Annotated in this window: 14 protein-coding genes; 6 read left to right on the forward strand and 8 right to left on the reverse strand. The window is 38.6% G+C overall.

Going from position 1 to position 12,380, the window contains the following annotated elements; genetic code table 11:
- Positions 1 to 84: 84 nt before the first annotated feature.
- Both NXS00_RS17920 and NXS00_RS17925 read right to left on the reverse strand, forming a co-directional pair.
- On the reverse strand, positions 85 to 1,056 hold the full coding sequence (locus tag NXS00_RS17920; RefSeq protein ID WP_258100633.1) for a helix-turn-helix transcriptional regulator: 972 nt from the start codon (positions 1,054 to 1,056) through the stop codon (positions 85 to 87).
- A gap of 256 nt (positions 1,057 to 1,312) precedes the next feature.
- Positions 1,313 to 2,410, reverse strand: coding sequence for a site-specific integrase (locus NXS00_RS17925; RefSeq protein WP_258100634.1), 1,098 nt, complete (start codon positions 2,408 to 2,410; stop codon positions 1,313 to 1,315).
- A gap of 534 nt (positions 2,411 to 2,944) precedes the next feature.
- Here NXS00_RS17925 and NXS00_RS17930 point away from each other — a divergent pair.
- The 4 genes from NXS00_RS17930 (at position 2,945) to NXS00_RS17945 (ending at position 5,226) form a co-directional block, all read left to right on the forward strand.
- Complete coding sequence (locus tag NXS00_RS17930; protein WP_258100635.1) at positions 2,945 to 3,133, forward strand: hypothetical protein; 189 nt, start codon at positions 2,945 to 2,947, stop codon at positions 3,131 to 3,133.
- 60 nt (positions 3,134 to 3,193) lie between these two features.
- Positions 3,194 to 4,450, forward strand: coding sequence for a tetratricopeptide repeat protein (locus NXS00_RS17935; RefSeq protein WP_258100636.1), 1,257 nt, complete (start codon positions 3,194 to 3,196; stop codon positions 4,448 to 4,450).
- A 175-nt stretch (positions 4,451 to 4,625) separates the two neighbouring features.
- A complete protein-coding gene (locus NXS00_RS17940; protein WP_373418673.1) occupies positions 4,626 to 4,919 on the forward strand; it encodes a DUF983 domain-containing protein in 294 nt (97 codons plus the stop codon).
- A gap of 145 nt (positions 4,920 to 5,064) precedes the next feature.
- A complete protein-coding gene (locus tag NXS00_RS17945; RefSeq protein ID WP_258100638.1) occupies positions 5,065 to 5,226 on the forward strand; it encodes a hypothetical protein in 162 nt (53 codons plus the stop codon).
- On the opposite strand, the gene NXS00_RS17950 is transcribed toward NXS00_RS17945, so the two are convergent.
- Genes NXS00_RS17950 through NXS00_RS17960 form a run of 3 tightly spaced genes read right to left on the reverse strand, consistent with a single transcriptional unit; the run spans position 5,227 to position 9,122 of the window.
- Positions 5,227 to 6,558, reverse strand: a complete 1,332-nt coding sequence (locus NXS00_RS17950; protein ID WP_258100639.1) for a Gfo/Idh/MocA family protein — start codon at positions 6,556 to 6,558, stop codon at positions 5,227 to 5,229.
- 8 nt (positions 6,559 to 6,566) lie between these two features.
- Complete coding sequence (locus NXS00_RS17955; RefSeq protein ID WP_258100640.1) at positions 6,567 to 7,769, reverse strand: Gfo/Idh/MocA family protein; 1,203 nt, start codon at positions 7,767 to 7,769, stop codon at positions 6,567 to 6,569.
- On the reverse strand, positions 7,770 to 9,122 hold the full coding sequence (locus NXS00_RS17960; RefSeq protein ID WP_258100641.1) for a 3-keto-disaccharide hydrolase: 1,353 nt from the start codon (positions 9,120 to 9,122) through the stop codon (positions 7,770 to 7,772).
- A 285-nt stretch (positions 9,123 to 9,407) separates the two neighbouring features.
- On the opposite strand from NXS00_RS17960, the gene NXS00_RS17965 reads away from it, so the two are divergent.
- Positions 9,408 to 9,590: a hypothetical protein gene (locus tag NXS00_RS17965; protein ID WP_258100642.1), complete on the forward strand. Its 183-nt coding sequence runs from the start codon at positions 9,408 to 9,410 to the stop codon at positions 9,588 to 9,590.
- A gap of 158 nt (positions 9,591 to 9,748) precedes the next feature.
- Positions 9,749 to 9,928: a hypothetical protein gene (locus NXS00_RS17970; protein WP_258100643.1), complete on the forward strand. Its 180-nt coding sequence runs from the start codon at positions 9,749 to 9,751 to the stop codon at positions 9,926 to 9,928.
- Between the two features lie 56 nt (positions 9,929 to 9,984).
- On the opposite strand, the gene NXS00_RS17975 is transcribed toward NXS00_RS17970, so the two are convergent.
- From NXS00_RS17975 to NXS00_RS17985, 3 genes are all read right to left on the reverse strand, one after another.
- A complete protein-coding gene (locus NXS00_RS17975) occupies positions 9,985 to 10,701 on the reverse strand; it encodes a hypothetical protein (RefSeq protein ID WP_258100644.1) in 717 nt (238 codons plus the stop codon).
- 165 nt (positions 10,702 to 10,866) lie between these two features.
- Positions 10,867 to 11,448 (reverse strand): hypothetical protein, encoded by a 582-nt coding sequence (locus NXS00_RS17980; RefSeq protein ID WP_258100645.1) that lies wholly within the window; start codon positions 11,446 to 11,448, stop codon positions 10,867 to 10,869.
- Entirely contained in the window at positions 11,441 to 12,343 is a 903-nt protein-coding gene (locus tag NXS00_RS17985; protein ID WP_258100646.1) for an NAD(P)H-binding protein, read from the reverse strand. Before NXS00_RS17985 ends, NXS00_RS17980 begins: the two co-directional genes overlap by 8 nt.
- Positions 12,344 to 12,380 lie beyond the last annotated feature (37 nt).

Below are 12,380 nucleotides of genomic sequence, written 5' to 3' on the forward strand. Positions count from 1 at the left end.
GGTTGATGTCCAATTCCTTTTTGATATATACTTCTATAAAAAAGTGAAACCATAGAGATAAAGCAAAGCTGACAGATATCGAATCTAAGGAATTTGTTTGCGCAAAGTGCTTGGACTGAATCCAAATTTGCTTTTGAATGCATTTGAGAAAGGTGATAGCTCACTATAGCCAGCCAATTCGGCAATTTGCTTCAGTGGAAGATCTGTTTCCAGTATTGCCTGTTGGGCATTCAACAAACGCTCCTCCAAAAGGAAAGCATAAATCGATGTTCCGAACACACTTTTGAATGACTTCTTTAACTTAAAGTCATTAAGGCCAAAACGTAGAGCAATCTGGTGTGTGGTTCCAGGGTTCGTGAGGTTATTGAGCAAGTATTCCTTCACATCAAGCATTCTCTTTATCTCTTCATATTCCGTCTCAAATTCCAGTTTGCGATAGTCCGCATTTTGTAATGCATAAAAGGTTATTTCAGAAGTTTTAATGCTCAGAAATCTCTTTTTTAACAAGCCCGAATAATTGCATTGGAGCATATTGAAAAGTGGAACAATCATTCTAGGGGTTGAATTGGCCGGTGTGTTTCTTAAACGATATGGCACTTTTGAATTGACAGAAGTGATCAGGGATTTTAACGGTTTGAAGACATTACTCCAGACTTTAAATGAAGAAGTCGAATAGTTAAAGCCACATATAATGTACGTCTTTGAATCAAAATTATATTCCAGCTGAATACTTGGAGCATAGAACAGGTCATATTGATGCTCTTCAACTACAATAGAACTTAGTCCTTTCAAATAGTATTGCAGCCTATTCTTCAGGACGAAAAGGAATCCCAGGTATTGTTTGTTAATCGAAATAATCAGTCGAACAGGTTGCTTAATCTGATAAGTAGCATGCCACAGGTTAAATTTCTTGTAATTAGAAATTGTCCATTTAATTGTTCCAAATGGCTGATTTGTTTCAAGGATTATTACATTAGGTTCATCCTCATGGCTAGAAACATTCAAGGGAATTTTCCCAAATTCTGGTGAAATGATGGAAATAGCTCGGTATGGCATCTTTTATCTGGTTTCCACCCAGGGATTTCAGTTCTGTATTGGGGTAAACCATAAAAATTAAAATAATGCTGGTTGAAAAGAAATCGGTAGGGTCATTAAGTATTCTCTAAACTATTGAAAAGAGCCACTAAGTTATTTGCGATATAAGGAATAAAACTTGATGAATCGGGATTATTTCGTAATTGTTACTCAAATGTTATCCCATCATTACATATACAGGTTTCAACCTGTATCAGGAAGCCTCATTGGATACAATTTATAGCAGATGTTGATTTGCTTCGTCAATTACTTGTTTTTCAAATCCATCCAAATAGACTTGCGTTGTTTTTTCGGAATAGTGTCCAAGGCTCTCACTGATGATATTAGTAGCCACTCCACTTCTTTTAAGCACAGTAGCATAGGAATGTCTTGCAACATAGCTGGTGAGCTTGAAGTTGATTTCGAGCTTGTCAGCAATTTTCTTTAACCACTTATTGGTGATTTTAATGGACAACAACTTCACAGACTTAGCCGTTCTCTTGGTCTTTCTCCGGATGTAGTTGATTCGACCATCATATATGTTCTCATTCTTGAGAAAGGCAATATCTGTAAAATTCATTCCCTGACATAGATATGAAAGTAGCCAGTAGTTCTGTGCAAACCATTCTGAAGAATGAGGAAGTGCCTCGTAATTGTAGATATTCAAAACCTGCTGTTTGGTTAACGCCCGTTTCATGGCGCCTTCACTTGGAATCTTATATTGTCGGAACGGATAGTCATTCTGTCCTACAATACTCTTATCGATAGCCCTATTATAAATGGTACGCAAAGACCTCATGTAAATGCCGATAGAAGTCACCGATAGATTTTTGCGCATATGCCTCTCAAAGTCTTTTAGAAACGTAACAGTAAGATCTGCAAAAAGTAGATCCCTGTTGTTTCGGAACTTCTTCAAGGCATTTAGCGCGTTTCGGTATGAGATGGCTGTACCTATTCGCTCCTCGCTCTCGAGATCACGAATGATGGAATTGAAAAGGGCAAAGACGGATGTCTCCTCTCCTAATGCAATAAACTCCGATTCGAAAAGATCAAATGAAAATGCTCGCCCCTTCTTTTCGATTTCAGTGATGATCTCTTCAGCCAATTTTTCATATTCAACAAGCTTAAACTTTATCTCCTTAAGTTTCTCCTTTGGTCTCTGACCCATGACCTTTTCCCAGTCCTCCTCAGATAGGTATATCACCTCACTGGGGTTTAACATAAGGGAGAAGTATTTCCGCTTACGACGATAAGTAAGTCGCAAGCGAACCGGATATCTACCGTCATTTAATTGTCTCTTTTTATGAAGAATTGTTGATACAGTTACTTTTTCCATAAGCCAGATTGGATACACGATTGGATACACATTTCAAATTATAATATTGAAATATCTATAATCAAATATAACGTAAATTTGTGTAAATACCTGACTTACAGCACCTTAAATTAGGTCGGATAAAAATGTATTACTAAAAATAATAGTATGGAGATGACTGTTAATCAGAGGGTCGCTGGTTCGAGCCCAGCCTGAGGAGCAAAAAAAGCAGAAACCTGATCATTATTGGTCAGGTTTTTTTTATTGTCATTTCCAAAAGGCTCGAACTCACTCGAGAACGAAATTCACCCAATTGTCAAGCAGTCTACCCAATCATTCTTCAATAAAAGATACCTATCCTTTATAGAGAGCACTCCTTTTATTGAAACCGGATATTGAGGCTTATTCATCTTGTATTTTTCAATTGTATCTGCAATTTAAGACCAGCTCACGCTCAACCACACAGCTATCTTCTTATATCACAAGTCTTTAGTCATTAATTACACATAATGTTCTGTAAATTGCCCTATGTTCAATAAAATATACCATAACGTTATGAAAAATTTATTCAAAATTCTTATCCTTGTTGTTGTAACATCTTTTGTTCTTCCATCTTGCTCTTCTGATGATGATTTTACGGATATTGTAGAATCTTCTCAGCTTGATGCAAAGGCAACTACTAGCGGATCGGATGATGAGGATGATGATAAAATAAAACCTAGTTCCACTAATTCGGGAAACTAATACAATCAGCGGTGAACTTTTACAGAAGACGGGCTTAAGCCTGTCTTCTAGATTTACAAAATGAAATATTTTCTAATAGCCTTGTTTAGTGTTCTATTATCGGAGGTAATTGCTTCTGATAAAGATATCATTGTCAAGCTTCATGACAAGTGCTATTCACTTCTTGATAATAACCTCGATAGTGCAATTATTCTCGCCGAACAAGCCGAAAAATTAGCATTACAAGAAAATAATTTATTCCTAGAAGCCAAATCACTATACATCAAGGCATTCGCTTATGATGCAAAACAAGACTTAGGCAAATCATTCGTACTAAACCTAAAAGCACTAGAATTACTAAACAAGCTTAAATCCAAACAAGCTTCAGATACAAGAATAGAAATCCTCAACAATACTGGATTGATACTCAAACAACACTATGTTTATAGTGAGGCTATAAAATATTACGACGAAGGGATTGATTTAGCCATTGAAAATGGCAATATGGAATTACTCGCTCCTCTCTACTACAATAAAGCATTGGCACTAAGGCACAATAACCAACTAAATGAGGCACTGGAAATTATCGAACTTAGCTTATTATCTGCTCAAAAAGCCAAAGATGAGTCACGAGTATTAAGAGGACTAAATCAAAAAGGACTGATTCTAAAAGACCTTGAAGAATTCAATCGTGCAAGAGACACCTACACTGAAATTATCAAGTACCCTTTTGAGAAGAAATCTCCGGAAAAGTATCTAGGTCAAGCATGGCACAATATTGCCGTCACTTATTTGAATGAAAACAATCTCGACAAAGCGAAAAAAGCATATCAAAAAGCAATCTTAATCAAGGAACAAAGAAATAAGCCAGAAGACCTCTTCATAACCTATCAAGATTATTCCCAAACGTTACTCAACTTAAGCGAGCTTAATGAGGCTTATTCCTACGCACAAAAATGCCTAGTACTTTACGAACACTGCGACTTAGACCCTGACAACTACAAATTCTTCAACTTAATGTCTGAAATAGCCTACAGACAGAATAAACCAAAGTTAGTCCGAGAGTATTCTCAGAAGTATTTTGATGAAAATGAGAAATTCCTCACTCAACAGAGAGAAATCCTGGAAGTGAAAGATCGTTACAAAATGGAAGTGCTAACCGCGGGATTCTTCTCAGAGCTACACGCAGATCAAAACATCTCCCTTTTAGAAAGAGTCCTCTGGACCGTAGGCATTCTTTTTACCTGCATTTTACTTATCACACGCATTTACACTTACTTACGTAAGCGTTCATTAAGCATCCAAATTACTCAAATCAAAGAAGAAGGCACCGTCTAACCACTGGCTGTAACCATTGTTACATTAACCCTTTCCGTTCTCTAGTAACTTCACACCAATAAACTATTGCGCTATGATCGGATTGTTAAAAAACATATTTGTCCAAAAATGCCCAAGATGCAGACAAGGAGAACTTTTTGTTAGCAGTGCTTACAACCTCAAATCATTCACAAAAATGAATGAGAAGTGCGACTGCTGTGGATTAAAATACGAAATGGAACCTTCATTCTTTTACGGAGCTCTATATGTCAGCTACGCACTTCAAGTAGCCCTATTCATTACAGTATTTGTAGCAATTAATGTATTAGCTCCAGACGCACCAGCTTCCTGGTTCATCACAGGAGTGGTTCTTTCAATTATCGTGTTTTATCCTCTGGTAATGAGATGGAGCAGATCCATTTGGGTACATATTTTCGTAAAATATGACCCTGAGTACAAATGCAAGGTAAAACACCAGCATTCTCACTAAACGTAACTTAAGTTACTTCAACAACTTGGCTTTTTCTATTATCACTTAAAAGAGATAATACGATATTTAATTAGATTAATATAAAATGGAGCAATCAATTGTATACTCCATTCTATTTAATCTAAAATCAAACAAATCTATTCACATGGAACACAACATCCCTAAAGAAGAGTATGAAGCAATCCAACAAATGATAGCCAGCACCGAAAGTGTAGTAGGTATTGATGCGAAAAAGACTCACATCATTATCATCCACAAATTACTCGAAATAGAAAAACGCTTAGACGTACTGGAAAAGAAGCAATAGTTAGAGTTTCGGCTCCCAGCCTGGCTCGTATTCACGCTTAACTTTTGCTGAAGCCTTAGGATTGTCTAGAATCTTACCATTCTTATCAATGTTGAGGCTTACTTTTAAATCCTGCGCAATATTCCCCAGGTGACACATATGCGTAGACATACTCGCATCATCAATTGGCGCATTGAGCTTTTCCTTTCCTGCTATGGTATTGACAAAGTTCTGAATGTGCTTCACTGTCAACCCATCAAAACCACTGGTATCACTTGTACTTGCCGAAGTTCCCGGACTCCCTTCTTTTACATAACTAATTTCCTTCCCCTGAAGATCCAGCAGCTGATATCCTGCTCTATCTAAAAGTACCGAACCTTTGGTTCCATGAATGATAGCACCACGACCTCTACCATACAAGCCCATTCCATTACAACTTTTACCTTCCCACTGAATTGTTTTTCCATCAGCATATTCAAAGTTGGCAAGCTGTGTATCATAATACTGCCAGTCGTCTCCTGAGAAATGCAAACGACCGCCTGTAGAAGTCACTCGTGAAGGCAATCCAGCACCCAGCGCCCAACGACAGACATCAATTTCATGTGTACCATTATTGTGAATCTCACCTGTTCCCCAGGTACGGAACCAATGCCAGTTGTAAGGATGCACATTGTCTCTATAGTTTTCACGTGGTGCTGGGCCTTGCCAGAGATCCCAATCCAGATAATCAGGAACAGCCACATTTTTACCCTGCCCAATGGACCCTCTAGTATTGGCATACCAGGCTTTCGCATAATATGGGTCACCTATTTTACCATCTCTAATATCCTTTATTGCTTGATTAGAGGTAATGGATGACCGTTGTTGATTACCCATCTGACAAAGCTTGCCATACTTTTTGTAAGCGTTCACCAATAATTCATTTTCATACAGATTGTGTGAACAAGGCTTCTCTACATACACATGCTTTCCAGCCTGCATTCCCATGATAGCCATTGGCGCGTGCCAATGCTCAGGAGTAGCCACAAATACCACGTCTATACTTTTATCTTCGAGCACCTTTCGGAAGTCACGTTGACCTTTCACTTTATAGCCTAATGCATCCAGTGAGTACTGCTTGAATTTCTCCAAACGATTGTTATCCACATCACAAACCGTAGCCAATTTAATATTAGAGCAAAGTCCGATAGATTGTGCCAAAGCATGTGCTCGCCCACCTGTTCCCAGGATAGCGGCATTCACAGTCTCATTTGAAGAGAATGCCCACACGTTATTCGCAGACATGAAATAAGTAGCACCAGCCGTAGCCAATGCAGTATTTTTTATAAAAGATCTTCTATTCGATTTCATCATTTGAGGAGTTAAGAGAATTGTAATGCTGGATAGTCATCCCAGCTTTTGATTTGGTTCTGATAAAGTGCATCCAATGAGATTTGAACACACTTGGCAGTAAGCGCACCCGTCTGAAGACTTGATATAACAGGAGTTCCATTGGCTATGGATTCGTAGAACTGCTTAAGTGCGTCAAGGGTAGGATCATTTCCTGGTGCATCAATAGATGCTCCCTCACCCTTTTGCCAGGCTTGCATAGTAGCTCCAGACACTCCATCTACCAGACCCTTTTCTTTGATACCTTGTGCCTCACTGAAAATGGTACCTTTGGTGTAATCTAGAATAATCGTCCCTTTGGAACCTAGCACTTTGATCTGATAATCCTGATACCCATTAGTGGTAGTACATTCAAATGATGCATCTAAACCAGATGGATACTTAAACAATAGATGGACATTATCATATGTCTCCCGACCATCTTTCCAGTGATCAATACCTCCAAATCCAGTTACCTGATCGGGATGACTATCTGTCACCCAATTGATAAAGTCAATTTGATGAGACATTAATTCAGCCACCAAACCACCTGAATACTCTCGATACATTCGCCAGTTGATCATCCGTTCCCATTTAGGATCAGGAACTGGTCTACGCCAACTCCCATTACGATTCCACTGGCATTCATATGCCGTCACATCACCAATATATCCTGATCGGATAATTTCTCTAGCCTTATTATACAGCGGGCTACTATGGTACTGATGCCCCGTCTGGAATACTTTCCCTGAAGCGTTTACAGTATCTATCACTGATTGAATTTGAGCAATGCCTTTCGTCATGGTCTTTTCACAGTACACATGCTTACCTGCTTTGAGTGCAGCAATGGCTATTTCATCATGCGTACTGAAAGGAGTGGACACAATCACCGCGTCAACTTTCTTATCCGCTAGTAGATCACTGTAATCAGGGTATGCCTTAGCCGATTTAGCCAACTTGATCGCGTCATCCAGTCGAAACGGAATTATATCAGAGCATGCCACCACTTCCAAACCTTCAATCTGGTTCATTAAGCGAATTAGACCTGATCCGCGATCTCCTGTCCCTATAACCCCAACGTTGACTATCTCCTTTCCAAAATGAATGGGCATGGCATTCAAGTACCTCGCACCAAGCACAGCACCTCCAATCAGTGTTGCTCCTGTTTTAAAAAATTTCCGTCTTGAATCCCCCATTTAGTTAAGTTCTCTGATTTTGATACTTCGGAAACTCACTTCATTACCATGATCTTGCAACAAGATACTTCCCTCTGGCCATCTACCGAAGTTTGGCCAGTCCTTGTATTTGCTATAAGCAACAAGTGCTTTGAATATTTGAGAATTGCGATCATATTCAATGATTTTCTCATTGTTTAGCCAGTGCTCTACTTTGCCATCCCTAGAGACAATTCGTGCCTTGTTCCATTTTCCCACACCTTTGAACTGTTTACCTCTTCCCGGAACAGAAAGATTTTCTGCTGTAATTAAATCATATAATGATCCAACCGTACGATTACCATTAACACCCATCTTAGCATCAGGGTGACGCTGATCATCCAATATCTGAAATTCACAACCTATAGCTGATCCTTGCCCTTTGTTTAATGATGGATCCACGAAGTACTTTATACCACTATTGGCACCTTCTGTGATCTTAAACTCCAATTCCAATTCAAAATTGCTATAGTTGGAAGTAGTAACAATATCACCAGGACCTGTTGATTCTCCACCGTCTGTCGCCAAAACTGTAAGTACTCCATCTTTCATTTGCCATCCTGACTTTGGAAACCCATCCAATTTTGCACCTCTCCAGCCTTCAGAAGTTTTACCATCCCAAAGCAAACGCCAACCATTTCTCTTCTCCCATTCGGTCAGTTCATTTTTAAGATAACTCATTTGCATCACTTCCGGATCTGGAGCTAAACGATGAACCACTACATCCTCAGTTAAAATTCGAAGGTCTTTCCACTTGACGATATAGCCTTTTTCTTTCTCGCCAATACTATGCACCTGCAACCCAATAAATCCTTCACTTGTCATATCATCTACCAGATTGCTACACATCTGACCATTGATATAAGTTCGAATTTCACTGCCAAGACATTCAATTCGGACTCTATTCCACATTCCTAATTGAAATGCAGCTGATGCTTTTGTATTTAGACTGATCGGATAGATCCATCCTCGACGTTGCTCATCGTAAATCCCACCTGAAAAAGCCCGTGTGGAAGGATCAATTTCGCATTGATATCCATTTACTACGGTGCTAAAATTACTCCTAAACTGCACTCCGGTATTCAAATGATTGGGCAGGAGGATTTCAAATTCCAGTATAAAATCTGAATAGGTTTTCTTCGTACATAAAAAAGTATTCGGACTATTTAGGACTGCAGTCCCAACAATTACACCATCCTCTATTTTAAAAGGAGCTTTACCCCCTTTGGATTCCCAACCAGTTAGGTCCTTCCCATTGAAGAGAGGCTGCCAGTTTTGTGCAAACGAAGAATAGAACAGGCCCACTAATAGCAGGCTCAAAAAACACTGTCTCATTTTTTGGTTATAGTTTCAACAAATAAAATTGGGGGCAACTCAATTTAGCTATTAATCTTTAGTAGCCGAAACGATTTATGTAAATCCCACTATTTCAAAGCAATGCAAACAGGTTAGAATCATGCAATAAGTCTCGTCACGTATTTCACGTGTTTGGTCCCATAGGCAAATCACATAAACGAGAAAATACCTTTAGTTAAATCTAAAAAGAACCATCTCAACGAATGTTTTCCAAAAAACAGTATTGATTAAAATAGTTTTGAATTATTAATAAAGGATAATAAAATGAGAAGTAGCAAAATCCTTACGGAAAGAGAAATATCAAATGCCACCAAAACAGAAAATGTAGACTCTTTGGCATTTTTCTTTGATTCGTTCGCACAAGTTCACCCAAACACACAAGAAAAAATCCTTAAGGATATGGGATTCAACATCTATCGTCAATTCGGCACGCTCTTCATGAATTGACATACCCGTTCTGTACCATTCCATTTTTCAGCTGATTATCCATATATGTATGGTAGATAAATGGATTGGATGGAGAAATCAGACAGTTCACCGAAATACATCAGGCATCATAACGATCAGGGTGTACATTCACAATTATAACTATCCGATCTAAGCATATGAAAGCAAGAAAATACCCTACTCAAAGCGAGATTCTTAACGCAACTAAAATCGAGGTATTCCACGTATTAAATGAGAATTTCGGATCTACAGCCACATTTGCCAACAGACGAGCAAATGCCTTCCAGGAAATGAATTTCAAATTAGACAGGTTATTTTCTGTAATCCACAATAACTAAAAAGGGCTTCCTTTACGGAAACCCTTCTAACCAACTATCAATATCCTAAGCGAGGTTTATTTAGCCCAGTTAGCAGCCATTCGGTACATTTGGTCAAACAACTCATGAACCACAGTTACCATCTCTTCTTTCAGGTCATCTGGTAAAAGATCAACCAGGTGTGAAATCTCATCATCACTAATACCTGTAGAGTGATTCTCTTCAGTATCCTGATGCTTTTTGCCAAAATACTCCAATTGATCATATAGATCTTCAGCTTTCAACACAGGGTGAATAGCTGCTTTGAATTTATCAAAAGTAATTTCTAATACTTCGATCATCAACATTCTAGCCACCGGATGATCGTACTGCTGCACGTATCTATTGAAACTATAGATCGTCTTTCTAACTTCCAAGGTATCATCTGCCCATGTTTTGGTGATTAGGTCTAAACCTTTGTTTTCCTCAAAGTGACCAGTCATGAAAGCTAAATCCTTCAAATACCACTCCCAGTGATTTGAATCTTCATCACTGTGTGTATTTACGCTTTCTTGCAAATCACTAGTCTCACCCTCATATCTTACCAATTCCATGATATCCTTAAATCCTAGAACGAAAAACAACATTCTTGGAATGAAAGTCAGTTTATCCTGAATGGAGATGTCAGACTTTAGTTTTTGATGCAACGCATTACCTGCAAATTTCTCTGCGCCGATCATAAACTCTTCTCTGAGCTGATGATTTAATTGTTCAACTTGAGCCGCTGAAATAGGGTTTTCAACTTTCGTTTTCATGTGAGTACTATTTGTTAAGTTAATAAATAATTAAAGTGCTAATTCACCGAGATATACTGATTCTATCGAGTCGCTGGTCCAATAGATTTTAAATGATAGTTTATCCTATGTTAGATTTTTGAAAACAGAGACGCCAAGTGGCGTCTCCTGTCAATTAATTAAGTGTTACCAGTTAATGATAAAAGTGCATGTTTCTCCTCCAGTACGTCTAGTTTCCTTGGTTTCATCAAGGGTTACTTTTGTTCTGATAGAGCCTTCCGGCTTGAACTTTCTTACAATTTGAAGGATTAGTCCTTCTTCAAATTTGCTTGGGTAAGGCGTATGACACACCATCACAGCTTCCTTAGCATCCTGATCAAATCGAGTAAGTTTATAATGGCCAATACCTTCAAGCATTTGTCCTGTAGATGGATTAAACATCGGAACTCCCGCTTTTCTGTGGTTCATGTGATATGCCACATCCAATGATTCCAACGCTTCTTTCAATCCATTCATGGGCGGGAATTGTGCATTATCCATTACCGCTTTCCCAATTAAGAACAAGTTCATTTCTCCAAACTGGTTCTTGACTTCCTCAAATGCACTCAAAAACTTCTGCAAGTCATAAAATGTATTCGGATCATCTTTGTATTCAAGGCCATGCTTTTTTAGAATAGCAAGTCTACTGTCTTTAGACATGGAACCTACTAAAAATGGCTGAATAGCGTTGGTTTCTATCCCCCCTTCAAAGGATTTAAATTCACTCATTTGTTAATGTATTTTGATGATAATTGCTGATAAAATGTACTTTGTAGTCTTTCAAAAAGGCTTCAAAGCTGGTTTGATTTTGGCTTGTTAGATGAGTAAAATCTTTGGTAAATAAATCATATCGATCATTCTGAGCTGAATGATATATTTCTTGCAACATTTCAATTTTCCAATCAGGAACGCCTTTACTTCTTAGCTGAAATATCACTTCGGCCACAGGTGCATCGATGTACTCATAAGGCAACTCGATCACACCATTAAACATATTAGCAACTTCTGTTACTGTATAAGACTTATCCCCTGTTAGATAGTTGACAATCACTTGATTATCCGAGCTTTCCTCCCAATCCCTAAGAGCACAAAAACTAGCATTTGCCACATCACGAACATCGATATAGCTAACTCGTCCCTGGCCCATCGGCAATATTAGCTTCCCGTCCGGTGTTGGAGGAAACTGGTTAATGTAGTTCTGCATGAAGAACACAGACCTCAAGATGATTCCACTCATGCCTGATTCTGAAAACAACATTTCCATGGCCTGTAGACGCTTACTTACTATGTTATTAGGAGAAGCAGTTACTCCTGCTCCGCTTATCAAAACGAAATGCTTAACTTGATTAACAGAACAAGCGGTAACGATATTCCGGGCGAATTGATCCATCACAGGAGTGTCTGGAATCACTACAAAAATCTGATCAATGCCTTTTGTAGCAGCTATTAGCGTTTCCGGCTTTGCATAGTCGACTAGGTGGTGATTTTGATGAAGTTTGGAAGGGAGAGACTCGCCTGAATAGTAGCCTGCTCGAACTTTGATTCCTTCATTAACCAATATCGCTAAGAGATGCCCGCCTACGTTGCCGGTTGCACCCAATACCAATATCTTGTCAGTCTCCATTTCTGTTAATGCGTTATTTGCGGATTAATATATTCAA

The sequence above is a fragment of the Marinoscillum pacificum genome (assembly GCF_024714495.1).
Classification (GTDB): Bacteria; Bacteroidota; Bacteroidia; order Cytophagales; family Cyclobacteriaceae; genus Marinoscillum; species Marinoscillum pacificum.